Origin of the sequence: Aeromonas sp. ASNIH8, from assembly GCF_002919855.1 — a bacterium.
In the GTDB taxonomy this organism is placed as follows: Bacteria; Pseudomonadota; Gammaproteobacteria; order Enterobacterales; family Aeromonadaceae; genus Aeromonas; species Aeromonas caviae.
Map to the genome: position 1 here is coordinate 1 of NZ_PQLN01000078.1, position 20,178 is coordinate 20,178.

Sequence of the window (20,178 nt, forward strand, 5' to 3'; positions counted from 1 at the left end):
TGGCCAACCGAGCCAGCATGTCGCCAGATGCCTCAACAACATCGTTCAGATCGTTTGCAATAGACATAAAAAATCCGGAACCAGTGATTGGTTCCGGATTGTCCTACAGCAGAAGGATCGGTCAATGGATCCTTAACTGATCAGCATTGCGCCTCTGGCGACCTTTCATCCTGTTAACCGCCCGGGCGATCAGTTCATCCAGCGCTCGCTGCTCTTGCGACGGCGCGGGAGCATGGGCAGGAGGATCCCGAGCAGGATGCCACCCCCCACCATGGCACCACCGCGGATGAACCAGTCCATCTGCATGTCGTGCTCACGGTTGTCATAGCTCTGGGTCAGGGCGTCGTTCTGTTCCTTGAGGCTGCTCATCTCGGCGCTCTGGCTGTCCAGACGGGCTTTGAGGCTGGCGATCTCCTTGCTCTGCTCGGCGATCTTGCCATCCTTCTCGGCGAAGCGTTTCTCGTTGTCGCCATTGAGGTTCAGCAGGCGGGCCTTGGCTTCGTCCAGCTCTTTCTGAACCTGGGGAAGGCGTTCACGCAGGCTGATCTCCCCCTGCAGCTCGCTGTTCTTGATCCAGCCCTCGCGGCCACGACCGTCCACCACCTGGGTGAATCCGGCCTCCTGGTTTACCGCCTTGACCTCCAGCGGCTCACCGGCCTTGACGCTGCCGAGGATCCGGTACTGGGTACCCGGACCGTTGTGGATATAGGTAAAGATGTTGTCTGAAACATAGCGGGTATCGGCCAGTGCCTGTTGGGCACACAAGCAGATCAGGATCCCGAGAAGGGCGCGCATGGTCGATCGATTCTCTTCGTTGGATTAGGTTGCAGGCCGAATGTTAAGCCGCCTGCGGGTCAAAGGACAAGCAAAGAAAAGCGCCATCTCCCCGAGTGAGAGCTGTCTCGCAGCGCCGCCGGTTTGCCACGCGACCATTCCAGACGTCGTACCTACTTCTGTTTCAGCGCCTGCACCTCGGCGCGCAGGGCCTTGAGCTCTTTGAGCAGTTGCGCCTGCTGCTCGCTCTGTTGGCGTCGCCACACCGCGGTGTCGTCGTTGGTCTTGCCGGGATGGACGAACAGGCTGGCCATGAAGCCGCTGAGGGCGCCAAACAACCCCACACCAAAGAGGATCAGCAGGCTGGCGACGAAGCGCCCCTCCTCCGTCTTGGGCACCAGATCCCCGTACCCCACGGTAGAGAGGGTCACCAACGTCCACCAGAAGGCATCGTAAGGAGTCTGGATCTGGCTGCCGGGTTGCCCCGTTTCCAGCCAGTACATGACGCCGGAGCCGACCCCCAGCAACAGGAAGAAGAGGAAGAGAATGCCGGAGAGGGTGGTTTCGTTGCGTTCACGACGGAACATGGCCAGCAAATCCGGTCTGTCCCGGAGCAACTGGTAGACCCGCCACAGCTGGATGAGCCGCGCCCAGCGCAGTTGTTCCACCATGGGCAGGCTGCCGGGCAGATAGAACCAGTTGCTCTTGAAGAAGGCCATCCTGTCGGAGGCACGCGCCCAGCCATAGGCGAAGTGAGCGAGGAAGAAGTAGCAGATCAGACTGTCGACATCATAAAAGAGCTGCAAAGTCTGGGGGCTCAGTTCACCGTGCCCCAGCCAGCGAGCAGCCACCAGGCAAACCGAAATCACGGAGAGAAACCCCATCAGCAGATCCATGGTACGCAAATGAGTTAAGTGATGTCGCATACATTTTCCAACTTTAAGCACGGTGCAAATTAATAAAAAGGAAGATAATGCCGATAGCTATGACGGCAAAGGAATAATGGACGTTGAAAGGAGAAAAATTATGCAGTTGAACCCGCTGGAGAGGCGCATGAGCAACATCCGGCTGGTGCCCAAGGTGGTGCTGCTCATGGTGTTCAGCACCCTGCTGCTGCTGGCCAAACTCTGGTTCGATGCCAGCAACCTGGAAGCGACCCTGCTCAGCGAGGGCATTGATGCCGCCATGGCCAACACCATCGCCGATCGCCTGCTCTGGACCGGGCTGGTGGAGACGGCGCTCATGGGGGTCGTCTTCGTGGTGCTGCTCCTCACCGGCTCCCGCCTCATGGTCAAGCAGGTCCACTACCTGGTGGGGCTGCTGGAGCGTTTCGCCAACAAGGATCTCAGCCACAGCGTGCTGCTCAAGTCCCGGGACGAGTTCGGCGACATCGCCAAGGCGGTGGCCCACTCCCAGGAGAACCTCAAGGAGGTGTTCGGGACCCAGCGTGCAGCCTGCAAGGAGCTCAACGACATCGCCTCCCAGGTGACTCTCTGCATGGATGAGGCGAACGAGGCCATCAACGAGGAGTTCACCCAGATTGAGCAGCTTGCCAGCGCCATGAGCCAGATGGTGGGCGCCATCCGCGAGGTGGCCAGCCACGCGGAGCAGGCCTCCCACGCCACCGCCGAAACCAGCCAGCTGGCCGAGGAGGGCAGCCGCTGCGTGGCGGCTACCGTCAACACCATCGACACTCTCTCCGGCAACATCCAGCGCTCCTCCACCGTGGTCAACGAAGTGGAGCACGGGGTCGATCGCATCGGCTCCGTGGTGGACACCATCCGCAGCATCTCCGAGCAGACCAACCTGCTGGCCCTGAACGCCGCCATCGAGGCCGCCCGCGCCGGTGAGGCGGGTCGCGGTTTTGCAGTGGTCGCCTCCGAGGTGCGCGAACTCGCGAACCGTGCCCAGGCGGCCACCGTCGAGATCCAGAAGATGATCGAGCAGCTTCAGGGCAACGCCCGCCAGGCCGTCGGCCTGATGGCCGAGAGCGTGCAGCAGGCGGACAAGGGGGTGGAGCAGGTGACCCAGGCAGGTACCCAGCTCGACACCATAGTGCAACGGGTGCAGGGAGTGGCCGACATGAACCGCCAGATCGCCGCCGCCTCCGAGCAGCAGAGCTCGGTCGCCGAGGAGATGAATGCCAACCTGGAGCAGGTCAAACAGGTGGTGGAAGGCTCCGTCGTGGTGCTGCGGGAGCTGAAAGATGCCTCCGAACTGGTGGAACGCCACAGCCAGACCCTGGACGATCACATTCAGGCCTTCAAGCTGGCCTGACGACACCAGGGCGTTGCTATCAGAGGGCCCCGCAAGGGGCCTTCTGCATTCATGCCATGACAAAGACCCTGGACGATCATATCCAGGCCTTCACGCTGGCCTGACTTTCACGCCGCAATCCAGTTAGACTGGAAGGCCCCGCAAGGGGCCTCTCTTTTTTCATCACGGCAAGGAGCCAGGATGCAGACCACAGAACGTGCGCTTGAGATAAGCGACGACAAGGGGCGCCTCGACGTCCCGCTCATTCACCGTTTCCTCAGTGAAGAGGCCTACTGGTGCCTCGGCATTCCCCTCGCTACCCTGCAGCGGGCCATCAACCACTCCCTGTGCTTCGGAGCCTATCTCGACGGCCAGCAGGTCGCCTTCGCCCGGGTCATCACCGACAAGGCAACCTTCGGTTATCTCGCCGACGTCTTCGTGCTGCCCGAACATCGCGGGCGCGGTCACAGCAAGGCCCTGGTGGCAGCCATCCTCGCCCACCCGGAGCTGCAAGGGCTGCGCCGTCTCTCCCTCGCCACCTCCGATGCCCACGGCCTCTACGCCGGTTTCGGTTTTGTGCCGCCGAGAAGCCCCGGCAGCCTGATGGAAATCTACGACCCCGAGATCTACCGGCGTCCCTGAGCCCGGCCGATCGCCAGATCCGTCGCCAGATCACCTTCCGGGCAGCGGCGCTGTGACGCCAGCGCCCGGGAGTGCTAGATTGGCAGCCGGCATTTCACTCTCCCTGCAGACTCGTCAACCACAAGGATGGCAACCGTGGCCCAGCACTCTCCCTCTTTCTCCGCCTTCTCTCCCTTGTTGCAGGAGCAGGCCCTGCGCCACTGGCAGCGGCTGCTCGACCTGGCACCCGACCATGGCGCCCTGCCGGAGCCCACCCGCCAGACCCTGCTGACCCTGTTCGGCCTCTCCGATTTCGTCGCCGACTCCCTTATCAAGCAGCCCGAGTTGCTGGGACCGCTGCTCGCCTCCGGCGATCTGGATCAGGTCGAACGCTGGCCCGCCTACGAGGACGATCTCGCGGCCCTGCTCGCCGGGGTCACGGATGAAGAGGCGCTCAAGCGCATCCTGCGCCAGTTCAGACGCAGCCGCATGCTGGTGATCGCCTGGCGCGAGCTGCTGGGTCATGCGGCGGTGGAAGAGAGCTTCATCCATCTGACCAAGCTGGCCGATGCCCTCATCTGCGGTGCCCGCGACTGGCTCTACGCCAAGCAGTGCGACGAGCTCGGCACCCCGGTGGATGGCAACGGCGATCCCCAGCCCCTGCTGATCCTCGGCATGGGCAAGCTCGGCGGCGGCGAGCTGAACTTCTCATCGGACATCGACCTCATCTTCACCTTCCCCGAGAACGGCTACACAGTCGGCGGGCGGCGCGAGCTCGCGAACCAGCAGTTCTTCATCAAGCTCGGCCAGCGTCTCATCAACGCCCTGCACCAGAGCACGGTCGACGGCCAGGTGTTCCGGGTCGACATGCGACTGCGCCCCTTCGGCGACGCGGGGCCGCTCGCCATCTCCTTCGCCGCCATGGAGGATTACTACCAGCACCATGGCCGCAACTGGGAGCGCTACGCCATGGTCAAGGCGCGGGTGCTGGGCCCCCAGTGCGAGCACGCCCAGGCGCTCACCGAGCTGCTGCGCCCCTTCGTGTTTCGCCGCTACATCGACTTCGGCGTCATCGACGGCCTGCGCCAGATGAAGGCGATGATCGCCGCCGAGGTGCGCCGCAAGGGGCTGGAGGGCAACATCAAGCTCGGCGCCGGGGGAATTCGCGAGGTGGAGTTCATCGCCCAGGCGCTGCAGCTCATTCGCGGCGGCCGCGAGCCCGCCCTGCGGGTGCGCCACCTGCCCGAGGCGATCGCGGCCATCGCCCGGTGCAGTGCCCTCGAGGGGAGCCAGTGCGAACGCCTGCTCACCGCCTATCGTTTCCTGCGCCGGGTGGAAAACATCTTGCAGGAGATCGGCGATCAGCAGACCCAGACCCTGCCCACCGAGGAGCGGGATCGCCAGCGGCTCATCGCCACCCTCGGCTTTACCGACTGGGACGCCTTCATGGCCCACCTCGATGAGGAGATGGCCGCCGTCCATCAGGAGTTCGTCGCCGTGGTGGGGGAAGAGAAGGAGGCCCCCGCCCACCTGGAACAGCTCTGGCTCGATCTCTGGCGCACCGAGCTTGATGCCGCCGAGCTGGAAAAACTGCTGACCACGCAGGGAGTGGTGGAGCCCGCCCCCCTCTGCGCCGCCCTGCTGCGTTTCAAGGAGGAGTACAAGCGCCGTCAGGTAGGGCCCCAGGGGCGCATCGCCCTGGACTGGCTGATGCCGGAGCTGCTGCGGCTGGTGGTGGCGAGCCGCGAGCCCGCCCGCCTGTTCGAGCGGGTCTGCACCCTGCTGACCCGCATCTTCACCCGCAGCGCCTATCTGCAACTGCTGGCGGAAAACCCCGCCGCCCTGCGCCAGCTGGTGCGCCTGTGTGACGAGAGCAACCTGGTGAGCGAGCAGCTGGCCCGCTACCCCATCCTGCTGGACGAGCTGCTGGATCCCCAGCACCTCTACCACCCCACCCCGCTGGATCAGTACAAGCCCCAGCTGCGCCAGTTCCTCCTGCGCATTCCCGAGGAGGACGTGGAGCAGCAGATGGAGGCGCTGCGCCAGTTCAAGCAGGTGCAGCTCCTGCGCATCGTCGCCGCCGACATCGCCGGCGCCCTGCCGCTGATGAAGGTGAGCGACCACCTCACCTGGCTGGCGGAGGCGATCACCGAGGAGGTGGTCAATCAGGCCTGGGCCCAGATGAGCGAGCGCTACGGGGTGCCACCCGAGGTGGCAACCAGCGGCCAGCGCGGCTTTGCGGTGGTGGCCTATGGCAAGCTGGGCGGCATCGAGCTCGGTTACGGCTCGGATCTCGATCTGGTGTTCCTGCACGGCGGCGACCCCAATAGTTACACCGATGGCCGCAAGCCCATCGACAGCCGCCAGTTCTACCTGCGCCTGGCCCAGCGGATCCTGCATCTGTTCAGCACCCGCACTCCGTCCGGCATCCTCTACGAGATCGACATGCGGCTGCGCCCCTCCGGCGACTCAGGCCTGCTGGTCTCATCGCTGTCGGCCTATGAGCAGTACCAGCAGCAGGAAGCCTGGACCTGGGAGCATCAGGCCCTGGTGCGAGCCCGTCCCATCTATGGCGATGATGCCGTGGTCGCCGAATTTGCCCGCATCCGCCGCGACGTGCTGGCCAAGGAGCGGGATCTGCCCACCCTGGCCCGCGAAGTGCGGGAGATGCGCCAGAAGATGCGTGATCACCTGCTCAAGGCGGGAGAGGCAGAGTTCGATCTCAAGCAGTCCCCCGGCGGCATGGTGGACATCGAGTTCATCGCCCAGTACCTGGTGCTGGCCCATGCCTGCGGCGAGCCGGATGCACTCACCCGCTGGTCAGACAATGTGCGCATCTTCGATGAGTGCGTGATGGCGGGGGTACTCACACTGGAGCAGGCGGAGGGGCTCAAGCAGGCCTATCTGGAGATCCGCAACCTCGGCCATCGCCTCAATCTCTCGGAGATCTCCCGCAAGGTGCGGGACGATCAGTTGCCGCGAGAGCGGGGCCATGTGCTGGCGGTCTGGCAACAGCTGCTGGGAGAATAAGCAGAAGGGGCGCCATGGCGCCCCTTCTCATTGACGAAAGGCTTGTTGAAGATGACCTAGCGCCCGCCCGCCACATCGATAAAGGTGCCGGTGGCATAGGAGGCCTCGTCCGACAGCAGCCAGGCGATGGCGGCCGCTACCTCACGGGGTTCGCCGCCCCGTTGCAGCGGAATGGCCCCCTTGATCCTGTCCACCCGGCCGGGCTCGCCGCCGTCGGCATGCATGTCGGTGTAGATGAAACCCGGACGCACCCCGTTGACCCGGATCCCCTGAGCCGCCAGCTCCAGCGACAAGCCTCTGGTCAGCACGTCGACGGCCCCCTTGGCGGCGGCATAATCCACGTACTCCCCGGGGGAGCCCAGCCGGGCGGCGGCGGAAGAGACATTGACGATGGCGCCCCCCGCCGTCATGCGGCGCACCGCCTCGCGGCAGCAGAGAAAGCAGCTGGTGACATTGGTGGTCAGGGTCTGGTTGATGCGCTCGGCGCTCATCTCCAGCACCCGCATCTGGGGCTGCAACCTGCCGGCGTTGTTCACCAGATGAGTGACGGGGCCGAGCCGCGCGTCCATCTCCTCGAACAGGCGCACCACCTCGGCCTCCACGCTGACATCGGCCTGCACCGCGATGCACTCGACCGGATGGGTGGCCAGGATCTCGGCCACCACCGCCTCGGCGGACACCCTGTCCTGACGATAATTGAGACAGAGATGGTAACCCTGCGCCGCCAGATAGCGGGCTGTCGCGGCCCCGATACCTCTGCCACCGCCGGTGATCAGCACCCGTTTGTTCATGAACCCTCCTGGCTCCTAGTTTCGAAGACTGTTTCGCATAGTACCTCATGTTGCCGACCACACCTCGTCCCGAAACGCCCGGCACCACAGCAAAGAGCCCGCACGGGGCGGGCTCTTGATGACAACAACGGGAGGCTGGCTATTTGAACAGGCCCTTGAGCAGCTGGTCGGCCACCCCCTTCACCCCTTCGTTGTCGGCCTTGTCACCCAGCAGCTTCTTGAGACCGCGCTCGGCCTCCTTGCGGGCCTTCTCCTCCAGCACCTTGTTGTTGCTGAGCAGTGCCTTCACGTCGAGCTTGTAGCTCGGCGCCTGCCAGTGGCCGCCGATGCGCACCGGTATGGTGATGTCCTTGAGCTCGTCCACCGTCTTGCCCCCCTGCCCCTTGCTGCTCTCCACCACGGAGGTGAGGAACAGGAAGTCGAGGGTCTCCGGCACCAGGGCGGTCTGGCCCTGCCCCTTCACCCGCAGGGCGGGGGCAAAGAGCTGGATGTCATCGCTCCTGGCAATCCCGTTGGCAATCTGGAAGCTGGCGGTGAGGGCGCTGAAGTCGGTCTTGCGCACCTCCTTCACCTGATCCGCCCCCTTGCCGGTCAGGGTGGCCCGCGCCTCGCGGATCATCTCCGCCAGGTTGATGCCGTGCAGGGCACCGTCGCTCAACTTGAGGTTCACCTTGCCCTGCATCCGGCTGCGCAGCGCCTGCTCGGAGAGGCCTGAGCCCTGCGCCTCGACCTCCAGATCCCCCTTGCCTTCCAGCAGGTCGGTCTGGGCCAGGGTCTGCAGCAGGGGCCGCACATCGACTCCCTGCACCCGCTTGTGCACCTGATAGCGGGCGGGTTGCTGACGGGCATCGAGCAGACCGCTCGCCGTCACCTTGCCACCGGCCACCCCGGCACTGAACTGCTTGAGGGTGAGCTGACCACCGGCCAAGGCCAGTTGCAGATCGACGGCGCTCAGATCCAACCCCTTGAGGCGCAGGCTGCCCAGTTGCAGGCGGCCAGACAGGTCCACCGCCTTGAGGGCGGTCAGATCAGGCTCTACCGTGGAGAGCGCCCTGTTGGCGGGCGCCGCAGCCTGCTCCTTTGCTCCGGCCGGTGCAGCCGCTCCCGAGGTGGCCGCAGCGGACGCCGTCCTGGCTGGCTGACCCAGCCAACTGTCCAGGTCGAGCTTGTCCCCCTTGAGGTCAAAGTCCACTTTGGGTACGGCCCCCAGACGAACGGCGCCGCTGCCGCTCAGCAGGGCGTCATCCACCCCCATCACCAGGTTGCTGAGGGTGACAGCCTGTTTGCCCAGCTCGGCGCGGGCAAAGCCCGCCAGCTTCACCTGCATCTGCGGGCGCGGCAGGGCGTCGCCGCTCAGCTTGGCGGCCAGCACGGCATCCGATATCTCCAGCAGTTGCCGGTTTTCATCGAGGCGCGCCTTGAGGGTCCCCTCCAGCGTACCGGCCAGGGTCGGCTTGTCCGCCGCCCCCTGTGCCCCGCTGAGGCTAAGGCTCAGACTGCTCCACTCCCCCAATGCCAGCCGATCGGCCTTGAGGGTGAAGGCATCGAGCCGCTGGGTCGGTTCGCTCAGGCTCCCCGCCAGTGCGACGTCTTTCAGCTCGCTGCGGCTGGCATCGGACGCCAGCTTGAGCTGGGCCGACCCCTTGAGATCAAACGCCAGCTCACCCTGGGCCCCCTTGGCGGCCAGAGTCACCGGTACCCATTGATCGACCGCCAGCTGGCCCAGGTTCAGGTCCAGCTGTTCGAGACGAGAGACTGTGCCGTTGCGATCGTCCTGCACCAGGGCGCTGGCCTGTTGCAGCTCCACTCCTTGCAGGCTGATCTGCCAGGGCTGCTTGTCATTGGCGGGCGGGGGCGTCGTTGCGGCAGGCTCGGAGGTCGCTTCCCCCTTAGGCTCGGCGGAGGCCTTGAGCAGGTCACTCAGGTTGGAGCTGCCGTCAGCCCTGGTCTGGATAAAGAGATGGGCGCCGCTCAGGGTCACCTTGCCTATCTCAAGCTTGTGGGAGAGCAGCGGCAGCAAGCCTACCGAGGCCTCACCCTGCTCGAATCGCACCAGGTCGGGCTCGGCAAAGCCGGCGGGGTTGCGCAGCGCCACCTTCTCGAGGGAGAGGCCCAGGCTTGGCCAGAAACGCCAGCCGATATCCCCTTGTATCACCAGCTCGCGGCCGGTGCTCTTGCGCACTTGTTCCACCAGCTGGGGCTTGAACTGATTGGGATCGATGAGGGACACCAGGGCGGCGATGGCCACCACGGCCGCCAGCGCCAACCCCAGCAGGATGTAGATGATCTTCTTCACGATGGACTCCTTGAATGCGGATCTTGTGGCTGACTATACCACCGGGGGGATGACAGATGGGGCCCGTCTGCCAAAACGGGCCAGCGGCGAGACAGGGATGGTCGCAGCTAGTGCAGCCAGCGCAGCTCTTCCAACGCGCGGCAATAAAAAGGGCCCCGCAGGGCCCTGATAATAGTGGATGGCTGGCGCCCGTCTCGCCCGGATCAAGGCTGACGCGGCAGCTCCCTGTAGCCCATCTCGTACAGGGTGAAGGCATAGATGTCCGCACTCTGCTCGATAAGTTTGGCCACCGGCGTGCCCGCCCCGTGCCCAGCATTGGTCTCGATGCGGATGAGCTGGGGATGGGGGCCGGCATTGTCGGCCTGCAGGGTGGCGGCAAACTTGAAGGAGTGGGCCGGCACCACCCGATCGTCGTGATCCGCCGTGGTCACCAGGGTCGAGGGGTAGCTGACCCCGGGCCGGACGTTGTGCAGGGGCGAGTAGCCCTTCAGGTAGTCGAACATCGCCTCGCTGTCGGCGCTGGTGCCGTAGTCATAGGCCCAGCCTGCCCCGGCGGTGAAGGTGTGGTAGAGCAGCATGTCGAGCACCCCCACCGCCGGCAGGGCGACCCGCATCAGATCCGGCCGCTGGGTCATGACCGCCCCCACCAGCAGACCGCCGTTGGAGCCACCTCGGATCGCCAGCCGATCGGTGCGGGTGTAGCCCTCGGCCTTGAGGTACTCGGCCGCCGCGATGAAATCGTCGAACACGTTCTGCTTGTTCATCCTGGTGCCCGCCAGGTGCCAGGCCTGGCCGTACTCGCCGCCCCCGCGCAGGTTGGCCACCGCATAGACGCCCCCCAGATCGAGCCAGTTGGCCACCGATACGCTGAAGCTTGGGGTCAGGCTCACGTCGAAACCGCCGTAGCCGTAGAGGATGGTCGGATTACTGCCATCAAGCTTGAGGCCCTTGCGGTAGCTGATGATGAGCGGCACCCGGGTGCCGTCCTTGCTCTGGTAGAAGCGCTGCTCGGAAACGTAATCCTCCGGTTTGAACGGCGCCGCCGAGGCGCGATAGAGGCTGATGGCGCCGCTCTTGGGCTCGAACCGGTAGAGAGTCGGCGGCTGGGCATAGTGCTCGAAGCCGAAGTAGAGGGCGGGGTCGTCGTGCTTGCCGTTGAAGCCACTGACGCTACCAAGGCCGGGCAGCGCCACCTCGCGCACCCGCTTGCCTTCGTAGTCGAACTGCTCGACCCGGGCGGTGGCATCCACCATGTATTCGGCGAACAGATAGCCGCTGCCGCTGTGCACCGTCAGCACCTGCTGGCGCTCGGGGATGAGATCCCGCCAGCGGGCCGGACCCGGGTTGGCGGCATCCACCGTCACCAGCCGGCCGTTGGGGGCGTCCCGGTTGGTCAGCAGGTAAAGGGTGCCGCCCTGGTTGTCCACTAGGCTCACGTCCGCATCCAGATCCCCCTGCACCGTCAGCAGCGGCGCGTTCTCCTGGCTCAGATCCTTCACATAGAGGCGGTTACCGGAGGTGGAGTTCGCCGCCGAGATGAGCAGGAAGCGGTCATCTTCGGTAACGGTCGCCCCTACGTAGCGGTGGTGCTGGGCCGGGATGGCGCCGAACACCAGCCGGTCCTCCTCCTGCGCCGTGCCGAGCCGGTGGAAATAGACCTTGTGCTGATCGGTCTTGGCCGACAGCTCGCTGCCGTCGGGCTTGTCGTAGCTCGAGTAGAAGAAGCCCTCGTTGCCGAGCCAGCTGATACCGCTGAACTTCACGTCCTTGAGGGGCGCCTCCAGCGGCTGCTTGCTTTCCACGTCCATCAGGTGGATCTCGCGCCAGTCGCTGCCCGCCAGCGACAAGGAGTAGGCCAGGATGCGGCCATCGCGGGAGAAGCTCAGCTGATCCAGCGCCGTGGTGCCGTCGGGGCTGAGGGTATTGGGATCGAGGAACACCTCGGCCGGCTTGCCCTCCAGCTGGCGCCACAGCACGTTTTGGTTCTGCAGACCGTCGTTCTTGAAGAAGTAGTGGTAGCGCCCCTCGCGAAACGGCGCCCCCTCCTTGGCGTAGTTCCAGGAGGCGGCCAGCTTCTCCTTGATGGCGGCGCGATACGGGATCTGCGCCAGGTAACCCTGAGTCACCCGGTTTTGGGCCTTGACCCAGGCCTCCGTCTCGGGGCTGCGATCATCCTCCAGCCAGCGATAGGGGTCGGCCACGGCCTGGCCGAAATAGTGATCCACCTGCTCACCCTGGCGGGTGACGGGGTAGTGAAGGCGCGTATTCCCTGACATGGCATCCTCTCTGGTTGGCTGGCCGCTGCATGCACAGAGCAGTGACAGGGCCAGCAGGCTGACAATGGCTCGCATCGAGGCGGCTCCCTGAGGTTTGAGTGAGCGGGCAGGTTAACAAAGCGCGCCGGATGGCCCAACCCCCCGACCGGTGGCAGAGGGTGGTCCGCCGACACGGGGGAGCCATATGAATTTTTTCGCTTAAGTTTGCCGCTTTATTTTGTTTGTTATCCGGCCCCTGGGTCACAGGATGGAATAAGACACCAGCCAACGTGAGCCATTCAGGATAAAGCATGCCGTACAGCTACCTATCACATCTGCGTTGCAGCAAGACCGGCGAGATAGTGGATGCCGATCAGCCCCAGCAGTTGAGCCCGGTCGGTGCCCCCTTGCTGGCCAGTTACGACCTCGAGGCCCTGAAACAGGCCTGGCACCCGGCCGCTCTGCTGGGGCGCCCCGCCAGCCTGTGGCGCTACCACGAGCTGCTGCCGGTGCGCGACCCCGCCCAGGTGATCACCCTGGGGGAAGGCTTCACCCCTCTGCTGCCCCTGCCCGCTTTCGGCAAACAGATCGGCATTCCGGATCTCTGGATGAAGGATGAGAGCATCATCCCCACCGGTTCTTTCAAGGCCCGCGGCGCCGCGGTCGGCGTCTCCCGCGCCCGGGAGCTCGGCATCACCCACTTCGCCATGCCCACCAACGGCAACGCCGGTGCGGCCTGGGCGCTTTACGGCGCCCGCGCCGGCTTGCGCAGCACCATAGTCATGCCCCAGGCGGCACCCGCCATCACAAGACTGGAGACCTCGCTGGCCGGTGCCCGCCTCTATCTGGTGGATGGCCTCATCAGCGACGCCGGTCGCCAGGTGGCCGAGGCGGTGGCCGAGCAGGGGCTGTTCGATGCCTCCACCCTCAAGGAGCCCTATCGCATCGAGGGCAAGAAGACCATGGGGCTGGAGATCGCCGAGCAGCTCGGCTGGACCCTGCCGGACGTCATCCTCTACCCCACCGGCGGCGGAGTCGGTCTCATCGGCATCTACAAGGCGCTGCGGGAGTTGCAGGAGCTGGGCTGGGTCAAGGAGCCGCTGCCGCGACTGGTGGCGGTGCAGGCGAGCGGCTGCGCCCCCATCGTCCAGGCGTGGCAGCAGGGGGAGCGCGAATCGCGCTTCTGGCCCGATTCCCAGACCCTCGCCTTTGGCATCAACGTGCCCAAGGCGCTGGGGGACTTTCTGGTGCTGGACGCCCTCTATCGCACCGAGGGGTGCGCCATCGCGGTGGACGATGGCGCCATCCAGCGCGAGATCCGCCAGCTCGCCGCGCGCGAAGGCAGCTTCGTCTGCCCGGAAGGGGCGGCCGCCTTCGCCGCCGCCCGCCAGCTGCGGGAAGCGGGCTGGATACGGGGGGGCGAGCGGGTGGTGGTGCTCAACACCGGCGCCGGCATCAAGTACCCGGACGCCATCACTGTCGTGCCCCAGCGGCTGCGCCGTGACGGGAGGATCCCGGCATGATCTTCGACTGGTCCTTTGTTCTCACCACCCTGCCGGCGTTCGGCCAATCGGTCTGGGTCACCTTGCAGCTCGGCGCCATCGTGATCCTCACCTCACTCGTCGTGGCGATGCTCAACGTGACGCTGCAAAGCCTGCACAAGCCCTGGCTGAACGGGCTGATCCGCGCCTATGTGGAGCTGGCCCGCAACACGCCGCTCTTGATCCAGCTGTTCTTTCTCTACTTCGGGCTGCCGGCGCTCGGCATCTCGCTCTCCGGCTTTGCCACGGCGGTGATCGCCATGACCTTCCTCGGCGGCGGTTACCTGACCGAGGCGCTGCGTGCAGGCGTTCAGGCAATCCCCCCCAGCCAGCTGGAAGCGGGCCGGGCCATCGGCCTCTCCCGCTGGCAGCTGCTGCGCCACGTCCAGCTGCCCCAGGCCTGGCTCGCCAGCCTGCCGGCGCTGTTTGCCAACTTCATCTTTCTGCTCAAAGAGACCACGGTGGCCTCGGCAGTGGCGGTGCCCGAGCTGCTCTACACCACCAGGAACTACATCGCCCTCTACTACAAGACCTACGAGATGCTGGCGGTGCTGACCTTGATGTGCGTGCTGATCTTTCTGCCGCTCTCCCTCGCCCTGCGCGTCGTTGAAAGGAGGCTGCAACATGGTCAGTTCGGTCATTGAACAACTGATGCAGACACCTATTGTCCAGCTGCTGCCGTCACTCGCCACCCATACACAAGAAGGGAGGGATCACTATGGCCAGTCCGGTTACTGAGCAGTTGGCGCAGGCGCTGCCGCTGCTGGCGGTGGGCGCGGGTCAGACCCTCGCCATCTCCCTGCTCGCCATCCTGTTCGCCACCCTGGGCGGGGTCGGTTACGGCGTGCTGGCCCAGCAGGGGGGAAGGCTGACTCGGGGAGTGCTGCGGGTCTATCTGGAGCTGTTTCGGGTGGTGCCCGTGCTGGTCTGGCTCTACCTCTTCTTCTTCGGGTTGCCGATCTTCTTCGGCCTGGACATCCCGGCCTTCTGGTGTGCCGTGCTGGTGCTGGCCCTGTGGGGCGCCAGCGAGGTAGGCGAAGTGGTGCGCGGCGGTCTCAAGTCCCTCGCCCGCGGCCAGCAGGAGGCTGGCCTGGCGCTCGGGCTCTCCCGCTGGCAGCTCTATCGCCACGTGTTGCTGCCCCAGGCGCTGCAACGGCTGACGCCGCCGACCATCAACATCTACACCCGCATCATCAAGACCAGCTCGCTGGCTGTGCTGATCGGGGTGGTGGAGGTGATCAAGGTGGGCCAGCAGATCATCGAGCGCACCTATGGCTCGCTGCTCATCTACAGTCTGCTGTTCCTGTTTTTCTTTCTGGTCTGCTATCCGCTCTCGCTCGCCTCGCGCCGGCTGGAGCAACAATGGGGTAATGCGGTATGACACCTCTGCTTGAGCTCAATGCTGTCAGCAAACAATTCGGCCAACACCGGGTACTGGACGAGGTCAGCCTCACGGTGAACGCCGGGGAAGTGATCGTCATCCTGGGGCCGAGCGGCTGCGGCAAAAGCACCTTGCTGCGCACCCTCAACGGGCTCGAACCCATTCAGGGGGGCGACATTCGCTTCGACGGAGAGTTGCTGGATGCCAGCACCGACTGGCAGCGGGTACGCCAGCGCATCGGCATGGTGTTCCAGAGCTATCACCTCTTCCCCAACCTGACGGTGCTGGAGAACGTGCTGCTCGGCCCTGTGCAGGTGCAGAAGCGGGAGCGGGCCGAGGCCCTGCTGCAGGCGGAGCAGCTGCTGACCCGCATCGGCCTGTGGGAGCGGCGCCACGACTATCCGCGCCAGCTCTCCGGTGGCCAGCAGCAGCGCATCGCCATCGTGCGGGCCCTGTGCATGAACCCGCAGGTGATGCTGTTTGACGAGGTGACCGCTGCGCTGGATCCCGAGATGGTGCAGGAGGTGCTGGAGGTGATCCGCGATCTCGCCGGCAGCGGCATGACCCTGCTCATCGTCACCCACGAGCTGGCGTTCGCCCAGGCGGTGGCGGATCGCATCGTCTTCATGGACGGCGGCCACATCCTGGAGCAGGCCGCGCCCCATCAGTTTTTCGAGAGCCCGCGCAGCCAGCGTGCCCGCCAGTTCCTCGCCAAGTTTTCTTATACAACTGTCAGCAAACGAAAGGAGTCAGCATGAAGATAATTACCTCGGTCCTGTTTAGCGCCCTCATCGGCCTGGGCCTCGCCAGCGGCGCCGCCCAGGCAGAAGACGGTTCCCTCGCCAAGATCAAGGCCCGTGACAAGCTCATCGTCGGCGTCTTCACCGACAAGCCGCCGTTTGGCTATGTGGACGAGAAAGGAAACTACGTCGGCTTTGACACCGATCTCGGCCGCCGCTTCGCCAAGGATCTGCTGGGGGACGAGAACAAGGTCGAGTTCGTGGCGGTGGAGCCCGCCAGCCGCATCCCCTTCCTGCAGAGCGACAAGGTGGATCTCATCCTCGCCAACATGACGGTGACCCCGGAGCGGCGGCAGGTGGTGGACTTCACCAACCCGAACCTCAAGGTCGCGGTGCAGGTGCTGGTGCCGGAAGGCAGCGACGCCAAGAAGCTCGACGATCTGGCCAGCAAGCGGCTTATCGTCACCACCGGCACCACGGCCGACATCTGGCTGACCCGCAACCACCCGGACTGGAAGGTGCTCAAGTTCGAGAAGAACACCGAATCCCTGCAGGCGCTGGCCCAGGGCCGTGGCGATGCCTATGCCCAGGACAACCTGGTGCTGTTCAGCTGGGCCAAGGAGAACCCGGGCTATCGGGTGCTGCCCGAGAAGCTGGGCTCGGAAGACCCCATCGCCCCGGCGGTGAAGAAGGGCAATATCGAGCTGCGGGACTGGGTCAACGACCGTCTCGCCAAGCTGGGGGAAGAGAAGTACCTGCTCAAACTCTACGACCAGTATGTGCGCGACAAGCTTAGCGCCGATACCGATCCCAACGACGTGATAGTGGAAGGAGGCAAGTGGCAGGGTTGAGCCCTGCCCCCACAGCAGTGCTGAGTGTGAAGTGTGTGATCTTTGGTTCCGTAGGTCTGCAAACCGCAAGGTTTGACCTTTCCAGGCGCCCCCTCCAGGTGGCGCCTTTTTTTTGTTTGCAAGACCCCGGCAGGCGGGACACCCGCTCTGTGAGCCAGCTCCCCCTGCCCCGGGATGTCCTGTGCCATCCTCACTGAAACGGCAGCGGGAGGAGAAACCCATGTGGATAGAGGCCGAGCCCGTCTACGGCGCCCTGGTGTCCCTGGCCATCGGGCTCATCATCGGGCTGGAGCGGGGCTGGCAGGTGCGCCAGCTCGGAGACAACCAGCGCATCGCCGGGATGCGCACCTATGGCCTCATCGGTCTGCTCGGCGGGGTCTGCGCCCTGCTGCTGCCCACCCTGGGGCCCTGGCTGGCCCTGCTCGGTCTGCTGACCGTGGTGACGGGGTGCGGCCTCTCGGTCTGGCTGGCCCAGCGCTGGCAGGGGGAGTTCGGCCTCACCAGCTCGGTAGCCATGGTGCTCACCTACCTGCTGGGGCTGATGTCGGTGCTGCAGAGCCCGAGCGAGGCGGTGGCCTGCGCCGTGCTGGCGGCCCTCCTGATGGGGCTCAAGGGCAAGATCCAGCAGGGGATGCTGTTCTTGAGCGAAATGGAGTTTCACGCCACCCTGCGCTTTCTGCTCATCTCCCTGGTGCTGCTGCCGGTGCTCCCCGATACCGAGATGGGTCCCCTCAATGCCTTCAATCCCTTCAAGATCTGGCTCATGGTGGTGGTGATCGCCGGCATCTCGTTCTGTGGTCACTTCGCGGTGCGCCTGCTCGGCACCCGCTCCGGGCTGGTGCTCACCAGCATGCTGGCGGGGCTCGCCTCCTCCACCGCCCTCACCCTGCAATTTGCCCGCCTCAACAAGGAGCAGGGAGGGCTGGAGCGGCTGCTGGCCACCGGCATTCTGCTGGCGGGAGCCACCATGTGGCTCAGGCTGCTGGCACTGGTGCTGATCATCCACGGAGAGCTGGCGCTGCGTCTGGCTGTCCCCCTGCTGCTGCTGGCAGCCATCGTCTACGGCTTTGCTTTCTGGTTCTGGCGCCAGCGGGAAGAGATGCCGGACGGCCCGGTACAGCCCGAAACCCGCAACCCGCTGGATCTCGCCACCGCCATCAAGTTCGGTCTGCTGCTCGCCCTCATCGGCTTCATGGCCACTCTGCTGCAAAGCAAGGTGGGCAACTCCGGGGTCTATCTGCTGTCGCTGGTCTCCGGCATCACGGACGTGGACGCCATCACCCTCTCCCTCTCCCAGCTCGCCCAGAAGGAGCTGGCCCTGGAGGTGGCGGCCAGGGGCATACTGCTCGCCGGGCTGGTCAACTCCCTGGTGAAAGGAGTGCTGGCACTGGTGATTGGCGGACGCAGCCTGGGGCGGCGGGTCTTGCTCCCCTACCTCGTCTCCATCCTGCTCATCCTGCCCCTTGTCCTGATGACATGATGACGGGGATCACCTGACGGGCCCGGCACTCTGACACCCCCTCCCCTTGTCGCGTATACTGCCCCCTCTTGCAGCAGGAGGAGATAACCATGGCAAGCGACTGGGACAAGGTATTGGCTGGGGGCGCCCTGGACAGCCAGAGCGAGGAGATAGCGAACGACCGCATTCGCGGCCAGGCGCTGCTGAGCCGACTCAACGCCTCACCTGCGGGGGATCACGTCCTGCGCCAGCAGATCTGCCGCGACCTCTTCGCCCACTGTCCCGACTCCTGCTGGATCAGCACCCCCTTCACCTGCGAATTCGGCCGCAACATCCACATCGGCGAGAAGACCTTCTTCAACTTCAACGTCACCATACTCGACGTGGGCGAGGTGCACATCGGCAACCATGTGTTGCTGGCCCCCAACGTGCAGATCTACACCGCCACCCACACCATGGACTATCTGGAGCGACGCAACTGGACCGCCTACAACAAGCCGGTGCGGATCGGCGATGACTGCTGGATTGGTGGCGGCGCCATCATCTGCCCCGGCGTCACCATAGGGCCCCGCTCCATCATAGGGGCTGGCGCCGTGGTCGCCCGGGACATCCCGGCGGACTCCCTGGCGGTGGGCAATCCGGCCCGGGTGATCCGCACGCTACACCCGGGCGAGACTCGGGATCCGGCGTGCCTGTCATGATGGCCCTTGCCCTGCTGCCTTTGGGTTGGGCAGGCTGGCTCGGGGTGCGGGATGCGAACTGGTGGCCGCTGGCCCTGATCCTGCTGATGAGCCTGCTGACCCTGGCTGCCTACGCCTGGGACAAGCGCCAGGCCATTCGCGGTGGCTGGCGCGTGCCGGAGGCCCGCCTCCATCTGCTGGAGCTGTGCGGCGGCTGGCCCGGCGCCCTGGTGGCCCGCCAGTGGCTGCGCCACAAGACCCAGAAGGGGAGTTATCGCCTGCGGTTCTGGGCCATCGTCTGGGGCCAGCTGCTGCTCGGGATCTGGCTCGTCTGGCCGCTCTGGCAGGGGTTCTGAACCACCAAGGCGGGCATTGCCGCCCATGGGCGGGTATGAGACAACGGAAGACCGGGAGATGATCTCTCCCGTTCAGGCATAGGCAAGGAGTCACTCATGACCATGTGGACAGGCATAGTCCTGATCGTCTTTATCAGCGTATTCTTCGGCTATCTCGGCAAACGTGCCCGCTACCAGATGGGGGACGCCCGCATTACCGACCGTCTCGGCAAGCAGGACATGATCATCAAGGAGCTGCAGGAGCGGGTCGCCAACCTCGAGGCCATCATGCTGGAGGAGGAGAAGCGTCGGCCCTTCCGGGAACTGTGAGGCCAGTCCCGACAAAGACGGCAACCTATGTTGCCGTCTTTCGTTTCCGGTGCTGGGATCAGCACGACGCCGGCGGGGGCGGACTCTGCATCGCCTCCCCCAGCGCCTCCTGCCCGCGCTGCAACAGGGCAGCGATGGCCCCCTGCCGATCCGCCGCCTCCTTGTTCTGACTCAGCTTGAACTTGCCCACCAGGCGGTCGATCTCGATTTCGATGCCCACCACGGCCACCACCATGGCCTCCAGATAGTCGCGCGGCGCGTCCGCCATCTTCCAGAGCCTGGGCTCGGCGGCCTCCTGGGTGCGGGTCAGGGTGGCGAGCAGGCGTCGCACGAAGCGGGCATCGTCCCGTACCCGGATCCGGCCATGGGCGTGCACCACGGCATAGTTCCAGGTCGGCACCTGCTGGTGATGCGCCTGCTTGCCCGGATACCAGTTGGGGGAGATATAGCCCTCGGCGGCCCGGAAGATCACCAGCACCTCGTCGCCGTCTTTCACCTCCTGCCAGAGCGGATTGTTGCGGGCAACATGGGCCCGCAGAACCCCTTGTCCCCCCTCCCCGGCATCCAGCTCGAACGGCAGATGGTTGGCGTCGAGCCCCAGCTCACCATGGGTGACCAGGGCCCCCAGAGGGTGGGCCAGGATCAGCTGATGCAGCGCAGCGGGCTCGGTGACGGCGAAATGGGGTGGCAGATACATGAATACTCCTGATCCGGGAATTCAGATAATAAGTGCGACACTCATGGATGAATGGCGAGAGGTGGCCAACTGCTGATTGGTGGTACCCTTCTGCTCGCCAAAGTAAAAGCAGTATCACCATGAGCTATCAGCAGTTGACCG

At 64.9% G+C, this 20,178-nt stretch carries 18 protein-coding genes; 12 read left to right on the forward strand and 6 right to left on the reverse strand.

Annotated features, from left to right (window positions below; all coding sequences use genetic code 11):
- Positions 1-189: 189 nt before the first annotated feature.
- Both C3418_RS17520 and C3418_RS17525 read right to left on the reverse strand, forming a co-directional pair.
- Positions 190-795: a TIGR04211 family SH3 domain-containing protein gene (locus C3418_RS17520; protein ID WP_010675664.1), complete on the reverse strand. Its 606-nt coding sequence runs from the start codon at positions 793-795 to the stop codon at positions 190-192.
- 152 nt (positions 796-947) lie between these two features.
- Entirely contained in the window at positions 948-1,700 is a 753-nt protein-coding gene (locus tag C3418_RS17525; RefSeq protein ID WP_029314808.1) for a potassium channel family protein, read from the reverse strand.
- 100 nt (positions 1,701-1,800) lie between these two features.
- Here C3418_RS17525 and C3418_RS17530 point away from each other — a divergent pair, with 100 nt between their 5' ends.
- The 3 genes from C3418_RS17530 to glnE all read left to right on the forward strand — a co-directional run bounded on the left by C3418_RS17530 (position 1,801) and on the right by glnE (position 6,681).
- Positions 1,801-3,051: a methyl-accepting chemotaxis protein gene (locus C3418_RS17530; protein WP_103858965.1), complete on the forward strand. Its 1,251-nt coding sequence runs from the start codon at positions 1,801-1,803 to the stop codon at positions 3,049-3,051.
- Positions 3,052-3,231: 180 nt separating this feature from the next.
- The gene (locus tag C3418_RS17535; RefSeq protein WP_010675667.1) at positions 3,232-3,672 is read left to right on the forward strand and encodes a GNAT family N-acetyltransferase; all 441 of its coding nucleotides are present in this window, start codon (positions 3,232-3,234) and stop codon (positions 3,670-3,672) included.
- A 135-nt stretch (positions 3,673-3,807) separates the two neighbouring features.
- Entirely contained in the window at positions 3,808-6,681 is a 2,874-nt protein-coding gene (glnE, locus tag C3418_RS17540; RefSeq protein WP_244053699.1) for a bifunctional [glutamate--ammonia ligase]-adenylyl-L-tyrosine phosphorylase/[glutamate--ammonia-ligase] adenylyltransferase, read from the forward strand.
- A gap of 56 nt (positions 6,682-6,737) precedes the next feature.
- On the opposite strand, the gene C3418_RS17545 is transcribed toward glnE, so the two are convergent.
- From C3418_RS17545 to C3418_RS17560, 3 genes are all read right to left on the reverse strand, one after another.
- Positions 6,738-7,472 (reverse strand): SDR family oxidoreductase, encoded by a 735-nt coding sequence (locus C3418_RS17545; protein ID WP_039040553.1) that lies wholly within the window; start codon positions 7,470-7,472, stop codon positions 6,738-6,740.
- A 139-nt stretch (positions 7,473-7,611) separates the two neighbouring features.
- On the reverse strand, positions 7,612-9,768 hold the full coding sequence (locus C3418_RS17550; protein ID WP_103858967.1) for an AsmA family protein: 2,157 nt from the start codon (positions 9,766-9,768) through the stop codon (positions 7,612-7,614).
- A gap of 203 nt (positions 9,769-9,971) precedes the next feature.
- Entirely contained in the window at positions 9,972-12,119 is a 2,148-nt protein-coding gene (locus C3418_RS17560) for a prolyl oligopeptidase family protein (protein WP_103858968.1), read from the reverse strand.
- A 215-nt stretch (positions 12,120-12,334) separates the two neighbouring features.
- On the opposite strand from C3418_RS17560, the gene C3418_RS17565 reads away from it, so the two are divergent.
- The 9 genes from C3418_RS17565 (at position 12,335) to C3418_RS17605 (ending at position 19,340) form a co-directional block, all read left to right on the forward strand.
- Positions 12,335-13,546 carry a threonine synthase gene (locus C3418_RS17565; protein ID WP_103858969.1) on the forward strand — a complete coding sequence of 404 codons (1,212 nt, stop codon included), beginning with the start codon at positions 12,335-12,337 and terminating at the stop codon, positions 13,544-13,546.
- Positions 13,543-14,208: an amino acid ABC transporter permease gene (locus C3418_RS17570; protein ID WP_103858970.1), complete on the forward strand. Its 666-nt coding sequence runs from the start codon at positions 13,543-13,545 to the stop codon at positions 14,206-14,208. The genes C3418_RS17565 and C3418_RS17570 overlap by 4 nt, the downstream gene beginning before the upstream one ends.
- A gap of 74 nt (positions 14,209-14,282) precedes the next feature.
- A complete protein-coding gene (locus C3418_RS17575; protein ID WP_103858971.1) occupies positions 14,283-14,945 on the forward strand; it encodes an amino acid ABC transporter permease in 663 nt (220 codons plus the stop codon).
- Positions 14,942-15,703: an amino acid ABC transporter ATP-binding protein gene (locus tag C3418_RS17580; RefSeq protein WP_103858972.1), complete on the forward strand. Its 762-nt coding sequence runs from the start codon at positions 14,942-14,944 to the stop codon at positions 15,701-15,703. The genes C3418_RS17575 and C3418_RS17580 overlap by 4 nt, the downstream gene beginning before the upstream one ends.
- A complete protein-coding gene (locus tag C3418_RS17585; protein WP_052815509.1) occupies positions 15,700-16,536 on the forward strand; it encodes a transporter substrate-binding domain-containing protein in 837 nt (278 codons plus the stop codon). Before C3418_RS17580 ends, C3418_RS17585 begins: the two co-directional genes overlap by 4 nt.
- Positions 16,537-16,756: 220 nt before the next feature.
- Positions 16,757-18,016: an MgtC/SapB family protein gene (locus tag C3418_RS17590; RefSeq protein ID WP_103858973.1), complete on the forward strand. Its 1,260-nt coding sequence runs from the start codon at positions 16,757-16,759 to the stop codon at positions 18,014-18,016.
- Between the two features lie 89 nt (positions 18,017-18,105).
- Complete coding sequence (locus C3418_RS17595; protein WP_103858974.1) at positions 18,106-18,696, forward strand: sugar O-acetyltransferase; 591 nt, start codon at positions 18,106-18,108, stop codon at positions 18,694-18,696.
- A complete protein-coding gene (locus tag C3418_RS17600; protein ID WP_103858975.1) occupies positions 18,693-19,031 on the forward strand; it encodes a DUF1294 domain-containing protein in 339 nt (112 codons plus the stop codon). The genes C3418_RS17595 and C3418_RS17600 overlap by 4 nt, the downstream gene beginning before the upstream one ends.
- Positions 19,032-19,127: 96 nt before the next feature.
- Positions 19,128-19,340, forward strand: a complete 213-nt coding sequence (locus tag C3418_RS17605) for a hypothetical protein (RefSeq protein WP_042078473.1) — start codon at positions 19,128-19,130, stop codon at positions 19,338-19,340.
- Positions 19,341-19,398: 58 nt separating this feature from the next.
- On the opposite strand, the gene C3418_RS17610 is transcribed toward C3418_RS17605, so the two are convergent.
- Positions 19,399-20,037 (reverse strand): FMN-binding negative transcriptional regulator, encoded by a 639-nt coding sequence (locus tag C3418_RS17610; protein WP_103858976.1) that lies wholly within the window; start codon positions 20,035-20,037, stop codon positions 19,399-19,401.
- Positions 20,038-20,178: the final 141 nt, after the last annotated feature.